This window comes from Sulfobacillus thermosulfidooxidans (genome assembly GCF_001280565.1).
Taxonomy (GTDB): domain Bacteria; phylum Bacillota; class Sulfobacillia; order Sulfobacillales; family Sulfobacillaceae; genus Sulfobacillus; species Sulfobacillus thermosulfidooxidans_A.
In genome coordinates this window covers 3,086,112-3,101,490 of the sequence record NZ_LGRO01000001.1, presented here as the reverse complement: position 1 = coordinate 3,101,490, position 15,379 = coordinate 3,086,112, and the positions used below count along the sequence as shown (strand labels likewise).

Sequence of the window (15,379 nt, the reverse complement as noted above, 5' to 3'; positions counted from 1 at the left end):
TGATTACCTCCCAGCTTGCTGTAAACGTTCGGGCACAATCAAAATTTCTCCGGTTAATGTTTCGCCCGTTACCCGGAATATGGCTTCGGTAATAAGTACACGTTGGTGGTTAGAAAAAAGCGGGAACACATCTATTCCATAACCCTGTTTCACTTCCGGAACTGTCGGCTCAAACACCGTGCCAAAAATATTGGCAAACACGTTCAAAAAGGCAGTACCGACCACATTCCCAATTTCGGCCAAGGCTGAGAGTCCAACCTCATCAAGCGGCAAATCGGTATCTTCCCCCATCATTGTGGAAACCAGACGCTGGCCGTTTTCTGGCGAAAAGATCAACATAATCCGGGCCGTTAACAAACCTGTCGCGCCTAAATGCACCACATAATATTCCGTGTGATCATTTTGGGTAAAACGCTTTAGCACTTCTCCCCACGCCACTTCATTGACCGCTTTATCTTCCATGGTAAAATCCAGCCCGGTCATTTGACTCAAGGCACGTCCCGCTTCATCCAGTCCCGGACCACAAATTTTACCCCAAATTGTTAGCACTTCATCCACGTGCGCCATATGATCCTCCCACCTCACATTTCATGAGTTCTCTTTATTAAGGCCAGAGCCGTTCTGGATAAATTCCCGTAATCACTCGGGTCTGTTGATCGGGGTCCCGTAAATCGATAATCAGCCCGGCATCTTTACCATTTAGTAATCCAATAATCGGACGACTTGGCCAATCCGAAGGGACACGGCGTACCACCGCGACATCGTGATTTCCCAACGACACAACTTGTCCGGTGGCATATGGCGCTATGATACGCTGCAGTTTTTTCACGGTTTCCAAGGAAAAATCCATACCCGCTCCCCCGACAACCCATTCCAGCGCCTCATGGGCGGGCAATGCGGGCTCGTGGGTTTGAAAGACCAAGGTTAAAAACGTTTCAGCCAATCCCAAGATCATCGCACCGCGATAAATCTCCTCGCCTTTGAGATTCGGCACACCACTGCCGTCATAATGCGCATGGTGTTGTAAAATCGTCGTAATCGTGGGTGAGGGCACCTGAAATTGTCGCAGTTCACTCACCAGAGCCATCGTATGATACGGATCTTCTTCTTTCACATGGCCATCTTGCAATCCTTGATGATGAAATCCGATCAGCAAAGCCGCCAGCGCATAAGCCTCAGCCCATTCCGGAGCTAATTGATATCCAAGACGCATCACCAAACCAACAAGATTGACATAATAGCTTAAAAACGGGGTCCCTACTTGATAAACGGGAATTAATTCAAAGGCCGATCCGTGAGCATCGAGCTGTTCATCCCACATCTTACGAAGAATGTGCTGTCCTTGATTAATGACATTCCATGATAAGGGTCCTGGTTGAGAAGCCCACTTGAGCATGTCATCAATCAACGGTGCGGACAGAACCGGGGCCGTATCAATATCCTCAAATCCTGGCCATTCAATGGGAAGCGCCGGGATATTCCAACGGCTTAAGGTGCGCAACATCGATTCCGTGAGTTCCACGCCCGCTCGAAGGAGAATTCGCCCATCGGCACTGCGCAAGGTATCGGCAGTAACATCTCCCGGTTGTAATTGATTAATCGGCAATAAGCGCATGTGTCTTTTCTCCCTTGTTATCGGTGGTACGGAGATAGGCTAAATGGACGGACCGGACGAGTTCAGCCACATCCCATTTGGTGAGAACAAAATCGGCTCCCATCTCTTCACATCGTTCTTTGGACAATTTTCCATCTAAAGAGGTATGCACAATGACCGGAATCGCGGGAAATGCAGTTTTCATGGCTTGTAACACGTGATAGCCATCCATTTTTGGCATCTCCATGTCCGTCACTACGACATGAGGGCGAAGAGAAGGATCCTGAATAGCTGTCATCAACGCTTGTCCGTCCTCAAAGGCCCGAACAAGAGCGCCTTGTTCCCTAAGTGCGGTCATGAGTTTCTGCCGGGCCAAGCGGGAATCGTCAGCCACAAATACCCTGACACCCTTTAAATCCGAGTGTCCGTCTTCATTTATAGGTAAAGGAGTCTCAACAGGAAGCACTGCCGCCAAGGTGGCATCAAAATCTACGAGTTGGATGACGCGGTCCCCGATCTCGGCCAACCCCATAATCACTTCCGTATTTTGATAATTGGGCACGGCTTGAATACTGCGCCAATTAATGGGAATAATCTCTTTCACAGCGTCTACCGCCAAGACAAAACGGCGCTGGCTCATATGAATGATGATGAAATATCCGCCTTCCCCAGGATGTGGACTGTCCATCATTTTTTTCCCGGAAATAACCGGATAGGATTCGCCCCGTATCATGGTGACCCCTTCTAAGAAAGGGTGCTGGCCCATAATGCGGGACACGGGCTGGCGCACTAACACTTCTTGGACTTTTTCCACAGAGATGGCATAAGGTTGAGAGTCAAGCTCAAAAACCAGCCATGATGATATGGCTTCGGAGGTGCTTCCCTCCGAATTCACCGTCTTCTGTTGTAAGGAGGAGGTTTTCTCGTCATAGCCAATGCGCTCCACAAGACGTTTGACATCGACCATTAAGGCCACGCGTCCATCCCCTAAAACCGCAGCTCCCGTCATCCAAGGCATAAATGGCATGACGCGCTCAATCGGTTTAATTACCACATCTTGCTGCCCCAATACGGTATCGGCCACTAGAGCCATTTTGAGAGGACCATCTTGAACCCGCACGATTACTTGCGGGCGGCTTCCCGGGATTTTTAACCATTCGGCAAGCACACTCACTTTCAGTGGATGCCCATTATCATCAATCATCTCTGCTCCCAAGGTGTGTTTGACCGCATCTTGTTGCCAATGTTCAATCCGTTCAACATTTAACACCGGAATGCCTAAAACGACGGGCCCCACTTGTATTAGCAAGGCCGATAAAATAGCCATAGTCATAGGCAGTTCCATAATGAACCGGGTTCCTTGTCCGGGCTCGGACTCTACCCGAATATCTCCATGAAGCGCCGTTAAAGTCTCTTTTACCACATCAAGTCCCACACCGCGTCCTGAAAGATCGCTGACTTGGTCTTTGGTGGAAAATCCGGGAAGAAAAAGCATCGCGACCAATTGATCTGGTAAGGCACTCTGGGCTTGTTCTCGGGTCATGACTCCGCGTTTCACCGCTTTTTCTCTTAACCGGTCCCAGTCAATCCCGTGCCCGTCATCCGCCACAATAATTTGAACCCGGCCTTTTCGTGAGGAAGCCTGAAGCAAAATGTGACCTGTCGGAGATTTATGCTGGCGTAAACGCTCCTCAGCGTTTTCAATGCCATGGTCGGCTGCATTGCGAATCAGATGTAACAAGGGTTCATGCAAACGGTCCATAACCAGCCGGTCTAATTGGGTTTCACCCCCCTCGATGCTAAGCGCAATATCTTTAGAGAGTTGGGTCGCGATATCATGGACCGCCCGAGGATATTGATGAAAAAGCGTGGATAATGGTAGCATTCGCGCCCGCAAAGTAATATCTTGCAAATTCATAGCAATACGCTTGATGCCTTCTAAGGCCTCTTTGGCTGATGACGAGACATCAGATAACCGGTGGGTCAACTCGGCGTGACGCAACAATAGTTCCCCGAGTCCATCTAAAAGTCCCTCGAGCACGCCCGGATGAATGCGGATCATATTTTCTTGACGGCTCGCACTTCCTGCGGCAACAGCCATGGAGGCTGGACTGTCTGTTTCCTGAGAACCAACCTTTTCCCAACTTTCCACTTCGGGAACACTGTGAAATATGTCAGACCAGATTACCGCGCGGCCGGTTTTGAGTTTGAATACGACATCCACCGTCGTCTCATCAAATTGTTCCAATTCGGCAGGGTTCTCAAGCGAGGGTTTGGACGAAATGATGTCAGCGACTTCCTGAATTCGGTTTAGTAATTGAAAAGCCCGGGCTCCTTTCAGAGCACAATTCGGGTCTAACATAATCCGCCAGTGCTCGCCGGAGGAGGGAGTCGAGGCAGAAGAAACCGGTGATAATTCTCCGCGGATAAAATCCACCAAATCAAGCACCTGTTTTCGCAAGTCACTGGTGTCCCATGTGATTTTCTTTCCCCGAACGTGATCTAATTCATCCTCGAGGTGGTGCGCTTTCGTGGACCATTCTACAAGGCCAACCATGGCCGCCGAGCCTTTTATCGTATGAGCCGCACGAAAGGCGGCATCAATATCGGGAGCGTTTGAGAGCGCCGTATCCTCTAGGGTTTGTAAAAGATCTTGCAATTCAGCGACGAAGAGTTCTTTTTCTTCCGACGAGTCCCATCTCAAATCCTGAAAAGTCATGACAACCTCTCCTCGGCCTGATGCATCAAGTCCCAGAGAAAATAGGGACCGTGAGAATGCCACACAAAGACAAATCCACGCTCGGTTTGAAAATATCCGGCAATGAGTGGCTTTAGCCGTTCATCGACCATATCTGGCACATCTTCATGCACTGGCGTCTCGATAATGCTGTCCACTTGTTCAACGGCTAGCCCCATCGACTCATTTTCCCCAAGTACGACCACCACATGTTTTAATTGCTCTTCCGATGCAATGTGCAGCCAAAATCGGGGATCGACCACCGGGAGCATCCGCCCCCGCAAGTTCATCAAACCGAGAAGGCCCACCGGAGCACCGGGAAGAGCCGTCAAAGAAGGCATGCGGATGACTTCGCCGACAACCGATGTGGGCAGTCCAAATGTTGAGCCTTCTAGTGAAAAGGTGAGTACTTGCATCCCTTGAGGCCCCCCTCTACAGTTGGTATTGGGAAACCAATTCATCTAAACGGCTGGCTACTAAAGACAGTTCCCGTGCTTTTTCGGCTAACGCTCCCGCGGATTCCGCAACATGTTGACTCGTGCTAGCCACTTCTTCGGTCGACGCCGCCGTTTCTTCGGAAATAGCAGCTAACCCTTGAATGGTATCGGTCACTTCCGCGGATGCTGCAGCCATTTCGTGAGCAGCTGCCGAATTGTCTTGCGCAATCTTGGATATTTGGCGGATTCCTTGGTCTACCCCCTCACTTTGAATGTCAAAGGTTCGTATCGTCTCGGTCAATACACTAATCTCTCCCGCGACCTCGGTAACAGCCTTCTCCATCCCTTCAAGGGCTCCCCGCGTTTCCTCGCCCAAAGCCTGCCCCGTCATCACTTCTTGTTGTCCCTTTTCCATGGATAACACGGATTGTTGTACGGTTTCCTGAATCGTCCGGATAAGTTCACTCACATTTTTCGCTTCTTGAGAGGATTGTTCGGCCAATTTCCTGACCTCATCGGCCACGACCGCAAATCCCCGCCCGTGTTCGCCAGCGCGAGCCGCTTCAATGTTGGCATTTAATGCAAGTAAGTTGGTTTGGGATGCAATTTCGGAAATCGTCCCCGCAATGGCGCCAATGCGTTCGGAATGTTTACCCAAAAGGGCGATAGCTTCCGCAGTGTTCCGGGTCACATCAGCAATTCGGCTCATGGCTGACAAAGTTTCTTCCACTTGTTTGCGCCCTTCTTGGGCTGCTTTCCGGGATTGTGCCGCCAATTGTTCCATACGACTGGCCGCATCTTTGACCGACAATTGAGCGCTCTTCATATTGTTTAGAGCATTTTCCCCGCCTTGCACTTGTTCCGCTTGAAGATTTGTTCCTGTCGCCACTTGCTCGACGGCTGCTTTCAGCTGTTGCATGGATGCCGCAATTTGTTGTAAACCATGGGACGATTCGCCGGTCGCTTGCGCTGTTTGAGAAATAGCCATAGAAATTTGTTGGGTCGCATCGGTCGTTTGGGACGCCAGATCATTAAGTTCTGTCACGTTACCGTGAACCAAATGGCCCATATCCTGCATCGCCGAGATGACCTCGCGAAGCCGTTGATGCATCGCCACAATGGCATGCCCTAAGACGTCTTTGGGCCCTTTCGCGACCGGATTAACCGTCAAATTCCCTTGTCCAATGGCTTCCGCAACTTTCCCAGCTTCGGCTAAATAGGACATCATGGCGCGAAATGACGCCGCCAAGTCGCCTAATTCATCGCGGCTGGTATAGCTTACCTGGTCTTCAATATTGCCTTCGGCTAAATGCTCAGCCACCGTCTTTAAAGTTTTAATGGGACGGACGGCAAAATATTGAATGCCCCACAGAGCCAAAGCCACAAATAGCAGTTGTGTAATCGCCGCAATCCAGGCGAAGGAAATAGCGGCGCTTTGGTTATTACGCACACTTGTTAGAGCATTACTCAAATTGGTTTGTCCGATTTGCACCAACTGACTTAATAGCGGCATAATCGCATTGGACGGCGCATTATTGCCCACCGTCTGCATGGAGATAGCCTGGGCGATACGGTGATTTAACACATCTTGATGCACGATTTGCGCATCCGTATTATACGCATTGATTTGTTGAGATACCTCGTTTAACAATTTGACGGCTTTATCCGTCGTATTGACATTTTGTGCCGTTGACAGCGCATTGGCAAATTGTTTTTCGAATCCTAAGGCTTGCGCATAAGTTTCATTGGCTAACGCATTTTGATTACCGAGTTTGGCAACTAAAACATACATATTCATTTGATCGTCATAGCCATAAAAGGATGTTTCCATCGAATGCACGGCATTATTGAATGCTGTATCCCGTTGACTAATATGCTCGGTATGACGCAGCGTGTTTTCCGCACGGGATATGGTTAAATAGCTCTGCGTAATCGTCACGGCCATTAATAAGCCCGCCAAGATGGAGACTTTCGTAGTGAGTTTCATGGTCTTTCGAGTCCTTTCGTCGACAGTCTCTTGTCGATTCCATTCGACAATTGTCATGCCTTACATTGCCGCATTTCGACGTGAGGGCATAAAGTCCTTTTTTCGAAGATAAAAAAATAACCCGGACACTTGGCCGGGTTATTCCTTTTCGCCTTAAATCCTTAACGCGATTTAAAGGTATGGCACGCTGTTTCGGTCATAGAATGAGCGGGAGTGCTTCCAATCGCTTGAATCAGATTCCCTTCTTCCTCATTGCCAAAACTCATACGGGGATGATCCTGAGCCGCTTGGTCAGAGGTAATCAAAATACTGTCGGCCGAGCACATATTATCCTTGGCCCAAAAATAGCAATTGTTGACGGTGCATTTCACGTTGACAGATGCCAACACGAATCCCTCCTTTCGCCATGCCGGTATAGCAACATGGTTCAGTAGGGTATGATGTCCCAAGTGTCCATCCCTTATCCCGGTGACTTTATACAAGCGTGAAAAAAATATGCTCGTGTCATCTAAGCATAATCACGGATCCAGCACTGCATAATTTCCGCCATTAAGAGCATACCAAAGCCTGTGGCACCGCTCTTGTCGTTAATCGCCATCCCGGCAATATCGATGTGGGCCCAAGGAACATCCTTTGCAAAATGCCCAATGAAAAGTCCAGCCGAAATCGTTCCTCCGGCCCGCCCTCCACTATTTTTCAAATCTGCGACCAAACTCTTGTTCATTTCTTGATAGGCCTTGTCATGCGGCAATTTCCACACTTTCTCCAAGCTGCTTTCACCGGCTTGAAAAATACATTCAGCCCATCTCTCGTCGTTGAATACGAGACCAGCCCGCACACCACCCAAGGCGATAACATTGGTGCCTGTTAACGTAGCCATATCAATCACATGCGACACGTGGGATTCTAAAGCGTAGGTCAAAGCGTCCGCCAAAACCAAACGACCTTCCGCATCAGTACTGGCGATTTCGACGGTGGTCTTGTCCATCATGGTAATCACATCGCCGGGCCTGTAGGCCGCCCCATCCGGCAAATTTTCGGCTAAGGGAGCTACAGCCAAAATATTCAGTGGCCAACGCATTTCCGCGGCTAATTCAAGAGCTGCCATCATGACAGCAGAGCCTGTCATATCTGCCTTAAGGCGGCCCATATTTTCCGCGGGCTTTAGGGAAATTCCGCCTGAATCAAAGGTAATTCCTTTCCCGATTAAGCCAAGCCATGGGCTACCCGGTTTACCTTCGTAGCGCCCAGCCAATAATACAGGGGGATTCACCGAGCCTTGCCCCACCGCCAACATGCCACCGGCTTGAATTTGTACTAAATCCTCCAATTCGAGCCGGTGCCACGAAATTGGCAGATTTTTTTCCTGGGCCCGCGTCTGAAAAAGGGTTGCTAATGTCTGAGGCGGCTTTAAATTAGGAGGCATATTAACCAGATCTTTCACCCAGATGACAGATTCGGCGAGGAGTTTGGCATATTCCCATGACGTTTCGCCAGGGCTCACATAGACCCTAAACTCTTTGGCCTGGTTCGCCAACGTATAAAGGGACTGAGCTACAGTCACTAAAATGTGAGGCCACCAAGTATCTGGTGTTTCTGACATGTCGCATAAAATATGCATAATATCCGAATCTTTAACAAAGTTTAACGCGGAGGTAATTTTTCGTTGTAATGCTTCCAAATCTTTAGCTTCGCAAACAATCTTAACCGGTTGTCTCGACGTATCCAGCGCAATCTTTGTGGGACCCATAGATTCCCCTTGTGACTGGCTCCGCCGACAAATCATTTCTACATCAAAGGCAATGTGTGTCGACTTGGCATGCCACGAAATGGCCATTGATATCCCCCTAGGTATTTTCCGCTTATTCTTGCAATCTTTTGGGTTTACGCTATGTTCTTTCGATTTGAGATCGCAAAATTCCTGCTAAACCAAGACACTCTAAGAGACCTGGCAAAAGAATTCGCGCCTGTGAGATTACAGGCGCGATGATGAATGTTTTTTATAATGATGGGAAAGATATTCGAGTCGCTCATCGAGATGACGAAAACGCTTTTGCATAGCCGGAAATTGCTCGAGGTATTGCGCGCCTCTTTGGGCTAATTCTCGGGTTAATTCAGGATCGACATCTTTTGCCAGTTCCAATGCCTCTTCTAAGAGACCGATTAACGCCACCATATTATCATGGGCTTCACTGCGTTTAAGATACCAAGCATGGGACCGTAGTAATAATAACCGCTGGTCATCGTGAGCGCTAATAAAGTATTCGCCGGCCACATCTTGCAACTCGGCCACCGCTTTTTCAGCGACGGCTTCACTTGACACGGACACGAGCACAACGTCGTCGTGGTGTCCTGATTCTACTTTTTGCCGTACAATATCGATTTCGTCTTCCGTAGCCGAAGACATCGTAAACCAATACGCGTATTCCGTTCGCACCATGCCTCTATCTCCTTCAGGTTTTTTCATAATACTCCCTGACAGCTAACAACACCTAAGAATGGATGACCCATATTTTTCGTACCGCGCTTAGAGGCGTCCATACCTAAATGGGCTTCGCTGTAAAGCCCACGGGAGGGGGTGTAGGTCTACGCGACTGCCTGCATGATATGACAAGGTCCTAAATAACTATTTTCTATCCATGGCTGTAACTATAACAAAATTCTTGATAAATGTCGGGATAATGAAAGTCATCCTCAATTTGTTTTGACAAAAATATCTCGGGGTCACAGCGGGAATTTGGTATGATGAAAGAGATAATGAACCATAGACACCGGCCTCTGAATGGCAAATCAGAAAGGCGGTTTCGCGATGGCTATTGCCTATTGGGTTGTTTTAGCGCTACTAGTTGTACCCGCATTTTGGATATTGGCTGGGGTCATTTTGTGGATTATCTCTGGAGGACGTTCCGATCCGCCTAAGATCTTTTAAATCATCATGGCTCACAAGCATGGGATCGGGGGCGAGAAGAACATGGATCACCGCCAGTCAATCCGGCCATGGGTTATCGCGACCTCCCTGTCGCTTCTCTGCGGGACGCTCGTGCAAATGTTTATGCCAGTGTCTACCCATTGTGTTTCCACATGGAACAGGAGAACTTGTCAGCAAGAATCCTTGCTGACAAGTTCTCCTTTGGCAGCAATAGGGTTATTCATGGGTGCTGTCATCATCGGCGCAGTGTTGATGAAATGGGGAACTTCTCGGTGGGTTTTACTCACTTATGGCATCTTGATGCTCTTCTTTATCATCATCAGTTTTGGATTGGGTTGGCCACTCGCCATTTCGGGTTTGTTAGCTCTCATTGCCGCCGGCTCATAATTTCTCTCTTTATTGGGCAGCGGGTGTTCTTAACGCGTCGTTTGTGATCACAAATCTCAGTGAGAGAGCAAAACGACTTAAGCACCCGCTGCGAGTTTGACAAAAACACCAAGGAGAAACTAGAACTCACCCGCTTATGACATGAAAGATCAAAGCTCCCGAGATCGGTCAGAAACTAAGGAGGTTGAAAGGCCCGCATAACAATCATGCAAGGATTGATTTACGACGATATTGGCGGCTTTTTCCCTGGCCAGTGGGTTGAAAACATTGAGCCAGAAAGCGCGATTCCTTCAATAATCCATAGCCATGTAGAAGGAATGGGAACCCCCAAAAGCGTCAAGGACACGAGCAGGAGTACAATACTTCCGCCGGCAGCCAAGAGCTGTCTTGAGAAAGGATGATTTAGACTGCCCCACTTATATTGCAGCAAACTGCCAGAAATGGTCAGAACAAACCCAATGCCTACGGAGATTGTGGTCATCACCAATAAAGACGGATCAAACTGCCAATGAACGTGGAATAACCGCCCACTTTTTAATCCATAGAGCACCATCACCGAAATCAATATCCCCATTAACTGGGCGGGCCGATATAAGCCTTGTAATTTTACGGGTAATGATGTAGGCCACAAATTAGACGCCGTTCCTAACAAAATGAGCGCCGTGAAAATTCCTTGATAGGGGAGTTCAATAGATTGCAGGGGACCCACGAGCAGGGTAATTAGCCATGCTGCTGGTAATAACAGCAAATACACACGGGTTATAGTCCAGATTAAATGACGTGAGGGAGAAGATTGAGGAGATATAAGAGAAGCGGTTGTCACGACGCCGGCTCCACTGAATGCTAAAATGCCGACTAACATCGCTGCACTGATATTGTCTAACCGTCCCGATAAAATCATGGAAAGAAAATAACCGTCAATAAGCGGCAAAATTAATAAGCGTAATAGATCACCAGGCGTTTTGGTTGATGGTAAAGCCATATCCATCCCTCATTACGATCGACTCCTTTCATATTGGCAAATCACGTGGCATATTGTACCTGTTCTTGAATCAAACAGCAATAACGCCATCATGAATTTTTTCCTATATTCCCGCTTATCATGATCCCGACGTGACGAAAAAAATACCGTCAAAATCATGTCCCATGCGTGATTATCTAAATGTTTTCGGTCTTGATACGGGACAGCAACTTTAGAGTTCTTTAAAAGTCCCAATGTCAAAAGTACAGTACAATATGGATAAAATATGCTTTGTAATTTTTTGGATATAGGAGTGTGCTCGTTTATGCATTGGCCAGTCCATGATAAGACATGGTTGGCGCAACAACTGCAACGCCCTCAGGACTGGAGCCGCTATCCCCTGTTGGAGCTGTTGTGTCAATTATTAGAAAACCTTCGCAGTTCTGATCCGGTCTTACGAGACCAGTTATCATATACCTGGATTGAACAACTCTTCACATCGTCTGCGTTATCTCCGGAAATCGTTGACCAATTTATTGAACGAGTCTTAAACAAAGAGCATTTATTTTATCGCATTGGAGAAAAAGACACGGACAGTGTTTTTATGCGCGCTTTCGCTGTCCTCATTATTCCTCTCGCAATGAATTGGTATGAGACACATGATCATCTCACGCCAGAGCGCATAGGCACTCTACACCAAGCGCTTTTCACATATATCAGACAAGAACAGGATTGGCGTGGTTATATTTCCCATAAAGGCTGGGCACATGCGGCCGCACATAGTGCAGATGCCCTATCTGCCTTAGGAACTTCCTCACTAATCCGCACCGAACACCTTGTGGCAATCGTCGAAAGCATTGGATATATTGCTCACGTTGACACACCTTTGATGCATGCGGAAGACGATCGGTTGGCGATGGCCGCCTATCTCATCATGCGTACGCATGACAAAACCGCTACCGGTTCTGTCATCGGTTCTTGGCTTGCTTCGCTCAGACCGGATAATCCCGGCAAGTTCGTAGCCAATAGTAATACACGTCATTTTCTGCGTAGTCTCTATTTTCGTTGGCATTTTGATAACCCGTGCTCCCCATGGCTGTTTCCCATTGCTGAAGCCGTCAAACGCTTTGATATCTTTAGAATAAAATCCGGGTTTTAAGGGGCTAATTTCCATAAAATCAGCCTCTGATTAATGAAATTGCGGTTTGAAATCCTGGCCAATCGTAATAATCATATCCAGGTGAGCCACATCATGATAAGGACTATTCGAAATGATTGTGGCACTCTGTGGCCCTAATTCTGCTGCGAGAGACTTCGCAAATTGTTCGTCTCCGGTAAAATTGACAATTTCATTATGCTGGTGATTGTGGCGGTTTGACCAAATCACTTCATTGACCGTATATCCTTGTTTCTCTAACCAACCTGCCACTTGTTGCGCTTGGGTTAAGGTATCCGTTCCACTGCGCACCACGAAATGAATACTTTTCTTCTGTTGGGCAGTCCACGGTTGTCCCATCATTTGATCCGCTAATAGATGTTCCCACTTGGTATTGTCGACCCAATAATCGAGACGCACGTGCATAAACGGATCCATACGCTCAGTCGGAGTCCCTGGAATCGTGGCAAATTGGACTTGTGATAGGGAAACATGGCGTGCAACGAGCGCTAACGCGATAAGTTGGTTGTTGTGCAAGTTGGTATACACAATGTCCTTGCGCAATTCTAATGCAATACTGGGTAATTTCGGCAGATTTTGCGGTTCCAAGAGCTTATGCATAATCGCCCGAATAATTTCTTGTTGTTGAAAACTCCGCGCAATACTTCCCATCGGTTCGTGCCGGAACCGGGCAAATTCCAAGACTTGTTGCCCGTTCAAATGCTGCCATCCCTGATTGAGGTTGATATCAAGATAATTACCCGTGCCACCATAATGCATAGGTTTAGGAACATATAACGTTAAACCACCAATTTGATTAATAATGTCCGCAAAATTCCACATGGTCGTTTCAAGATAAAAATCCACAGGAATATGCAGCATATTTTCAACTTCTTGCACCGCGAGTTTCGGTCCGCCAAAATAGTTCGCTTCATTCAATTTGGTATAGCCTACATGGGGAATATCCACTAAGGAATCCCGCGGCACAGATAATACACTAACTTGACCGGTTTTGGTGTCCACACTCACGAGCATCATCGCATCGGTCCGGTCACGAACATAAGGATTCGTCACATCTTTGCCATTAATAATACTTAAGGCATTCCCTAATAACAGGATAGTCACGCGTTGTTGCCCCAGCGCAAAGTTTTTATTTAAGGCACTCACGCGAGTGGTATTTAGGGCATGAGTCGGGTCGAGTTTCCACCAAGTTCCGACCGCTAGCGCGCCGACAACACCAAGACCGGCTAACCACCCAATCCATTTCTTCCGCCCGCGTTTTGGACCTTTGGATTTACGCCGGGTGGGCAATTCATCCGGAAGACGATTGTGCACAGTGACCTCCTCATTACGGTTTTCTTATAGCCTAATCTATTTCACATAAACACCATGAATCATAGCCGCAGATATTGTAACATATTGCGTTCGTGGATACCGGTATCCATTCTCTAGACGGACAAACATCGTCAAAAATCCCTATCGTCCAACCACTTGAACCCAAAACTGACGGTCCCGGGGACCATCAAATTCACAAAAAAATATCCCCTGCCACTTACCTAGCATCAACTCTCCTTGTTGAACTATTACCGTGGCCGATGAACCGATAAGATTCACCATGAGATGACTGTCAGAATTCCCTTCTTGATGGCGAAATCCAGGATACCGCGTGGGAATTGTTTGCCGCAAAAACAACAACACATCATGGACTACATCATCATCCCAATTTTCGTTAACGGTAATGGCTGCCGTGGTATGAGGTGAATAGATGACCGCAATGCCCTCTTGTATCCCCTCTTGGGCCACAACCTGCCGTACCATCTGGGTAATGTCCAGCATTTCCATTTTTTGATGGGTATTGACCGGTAGCCGGTGCATAAAACCTGTCATCCTTTCTTCTCATGGTGTTTTACCACAAATGCAACAAAAAGATTACGCAAATGGAACCGTCGGCCTTGGTAGCTTTGGTTTCCCCATAAGCCTTTTATTTCCCCAGTATAAGTTAATGAACGTCCCACCATGCCAGAAAAATTTCTCGTTCCTTTCCCGACCAGCCTCCATGTCCACCCATTAAAATCTGGGCTTCGGGTTCTCGCATGGCGACTTGCTGATCCTGTGGAGGTAATAATGTCGTTTGCAAAGTCCGGAGTCGAAATGTCGAATCTTTAGGCAGGCCCCCAAACCATCCCTCTTCCCATAACTGTTCATTAGGAAGAGTAAGGGCATCCTCCCACTCTAAAGCGGCGAGTTCCTGTTTTAACTCTTCGCAAGACCAGGCTGTATAAAGCGCACGCCGCTCTCCAGCATATAGCCGCGACAACAGGTGATCCGTAGAATGCTTGGGGGCTGTCAGGGCAATACACCCGTGATCTGCTGTCATGACAAAGCGCACATGGGCTTGGGAAGGAATTTGTTCCTGGGTTTTCGATACAATCCAATCGAGCAACTGCAGTTCGAGAGGAGCACTAGGTGAGGTGGGACCGTGTACATGGCTAATAGTGTCGAACCCGGGCCAGTACACGCTCACCAAACGGGATTCCTTAATAATGGCTTGCTGAACAAGAAAGGGTATTTCGGCTGGTGTATGATAACCAAGATACTGAGCCCCATGATAAAACCATTGTGATAAAGCGCTGTGCCGAAAGATTTCTGGAGATATCACAGCGCTATCTACATGGTGCTGACGCAAACGGTCATAAAGTGTTGGGCGCTTTTGATAAATAGAACTCCGGCAGAGGCTGCCCGTGAGATCTTTCGATGTTAAAAGGTTAACCGTTCTCAGGATTTCCGGATCCCATAGGGTGTACCCAAGGGCCCCATGTTCGCTCGGCGGCTTAGCAAAATGCAAAGTTGCCAAAGCTGTCACCGTGGTACTTGGAAAAACAGTACTTAATTTTGTTAGTGAGCGAGATAAATTTCCCGTGATTTGGGTTTGGCAAAACGGAAGATCATGATTTTGTAATGCCGTCATCACATGATTCCAACCTAACCCGTCGACAATCCATAACACGATAATATCGGTATCGGGCCAGGCAATGCTTAATGGCTCATGTTCAGAATCACAACCCAAATCCGTCAAAATTCGGTTGGCTAACGCCAACAATGACCGGGAAAAATCAGGACGAGAGAGCGATGTCATTTAGGTCTTCTCCCTTCTTTTTTGGGTGGAATATCCTCGATAACACAACCACATC

15 protein-coding genes are annotated in these 15,379 nt (G+C 47.8%); 3 read left to right on the top strand and 12 right to left on the bottom strand.

From position 1 onward, the window contains the following. Window positions 1-3 precede the first annotated feature (3 nt). The 8 genes from AOA63_RS15065 to AOA63_RS15030 all read right to left on the bottom strand — a co-directional run bounded on the left by AOA63_RS15065 (window position 4) and on the right by AOA63_RS15030 (window position 9,195). On the bottom strand, window positions 4-567 hold the full coding sequence (locus AOA63_RS15065) for a chemotaxis protein CheC (protein WP_053960481.1): 564 nt from the start codon (window positions 565-567) through the stop codon (window positions 4-6). 37 nt (window positions 568-604) lie between these two features. Continuing rightward, window positions 605-1,615: an HD-GYP domain-containing protein gene (locus AOA63_RS15060; protein WP_053960480.1), complete on the bottom strand. Its 1,011-nt coding sequence runs from the start codon at window positions 1,613-1,615 to the stop codon at window positions 605-607. Then, window positions 1,596-4,313: a hybrid sensor histidine kinase/response regulator gene (locus AOA63_RS15055; RefSeq protein ID WP_053960479.1), complete on the bottom strand. Its 2,718-nt coding sequence runs from the start codon at window positions 4,311-4,313 to the stop codon at window positions 1,596-1,598. Before AOA63_RS15055 ends, AOA63_RS15060 begins: the two co-directional genes overlap by 20 nt. Then, window positions 4,310-4,747: a chemotaxis protein CheW gene (locus AOA63_RS15050; protein ID WP_053960478.1), complete on the bottom strand. Its 438-nt coding sequence runs from the start codon at window positions 4,745-4,747 to the stop codon at window positions 4,310-4,312. The genes AOA63_RS15055 and AOA63_RS15050 overlap by 4 nt, the downstream gene beginning before the upstream one ends. A gap of 16 nt (window positions 4,748-4,763) precedes the next feature. Continuing rightward, window positions 4,764-6,755, bottom strand: coding sequence for a methyl-accepting chemotaxis protein (locus AOA63_RS15045; protein WP_053960477.1), 1,992 nt, complete (start codon window positions 6,753-6,755; stop codon window positions 4,764-4,766). Window positions 6,756-6,916: 161 nt separating this feature from the next. Next, window positions 6,917-7,141 (bottom strand): DUF1540 domain-containing protein, encoded by a 225-nt coding sequence (locus AOA63_RS15040; RefSeq protein ID WP_139061631.1) that lies wholly within the window; start codon window positions 7,139-7,141, stop codon window positions 6,917-6,919. A gap of 122 nt (window positions 7,142-7,263) precedes the next feature. Then, complete coding sequence (locus AOA63_RS15035; RefSeq protein ID WP_053960475.1) at window positions 7,264-8,592, bottom strand: leucyl aminopeptidase family protein; 1,329 nt, start codon at window positions 8,590-8,592, stop codon at window positions 7,264-7,266. A 138-nt stretch (window positions 8,593-8,730) separates the two neighbouring features. Beyond that, complete coding sequence (locus AOA63_RS15030) at window positions 8,731-9,195, bottom strand: hypothetical protein (RefSeq protein ID WP_053960474.1); 465 nt, start codon at window positions 9,193-9,195, stop codon at window positions 8,731-8,733. A 342-nt stretch (window positions 9,196-9,537) separates the two neighbouring features. On the opposite strand from AOA63_RS15030, the gene AOA63_RS19845 reads away from it, so the two are divergent. Together AOA63_RS19845 and AOA63_RS20070 are read left to right on the top strand one after the other, a co-directional pair. Further along, window positions 9,538-9,684 carry a hypothetical protein gene (locus AOA63_RS19845; protein WP_171822736.1) on the top strand — a complete coding sequence of 49 codons (147 nt, stop codon included), beginning with the start codon at window positions 9,538-9,540 and terminating at the stop codon, window positions 9,682-9,684. A 6-nt stretch (window positions 9,685-9,690) separates the two neighbouring features. Beyond that, the gene (locus tag AOA63_RS20070) at window positions 9,691-10,071 is read left to right on the top strand and encodes a hypothetical protein (RefSeq protein WP_206742832.1); all 381 of its coding nucleotides are present in this window, start codon (window positions 9,691-9,693) and stop codon (window positions 10,069-10,071) included. A 220-nt stretch (window positions 10,072-10,291) separates the two neighbouring features. On the opposite strand, the gene AOA63_RS15020 is transcribed toward AOA63_RS20070, so the two are convergent. Further along, window positions 10,292-11,053: a hypothetical protein gene (locus AOA63_RS15020; RefSeq protein ID WP_053960472.1), complete on the bottom strand. Its 762-nt coding sequence runs from the start codon at window positions 11,051-11,053 to the stop codon at window positions 10,292-10,294. Window positions 11,054-11,357: 304 nt separating this feature from the next. On the opposite strand from AOA63_RS15020, the gene AOA63_RS15015 reads away from it, so the two are divergent. Further along, entirely contained in the window at window positions 11,358-12,191 is an 834-nt protein-coding gene (locus AOA63_RS15015; protein ID WP_053960471.1) for a DUF2785 domain-containing protein, read from the top strand. Window positions 12,192-12,221: 30 nt separating this feature from the next. Here AOA63_RS15015 and AOA63_RS15010 read toward each other — a convergent pair whose 3' ends face one another. From AOA63_RS15010 to AOA63_RS15000, 3 genes are all read right to left on the bottom strand, one after another. Beyond that, entirely contained in the window at window positions 12,222-13,523 is a 1,302-nt protein-coding gene (locus AOA63_RS15010) for an LCP family protein (protein ID WP_053960470.1), read from the bottom strand. Between the two features lie 141 nt (window positions 13,524-13,664). Next, window positions 13,665-14,063, bottom strand: a complete 399-nt coding sequence (locus AOA63_RS15005) for a secondary thiamine-phosphate synthase enzyme YjbQ (RefSeq protein WP_053960715.1) — start codon at window positions 14,061-14,063, stop codon at window positions 13,665-13,667. A 124-nt stretch (window positions 14,064-14,187) separates the two neighbouring features. Beyond that, a complete protein-coding gene (locus AOA63_RS15000; RefSeq protein ID WP_053960469.1) occupies window positions 14,188-15,324 on the bottom strand; it encodes an alkaline phosphatase family protein in 1,137 nt (378 codons plus the stop codon). Window positions 15,325-15,379: the final 55 nt, after the last annotated feature.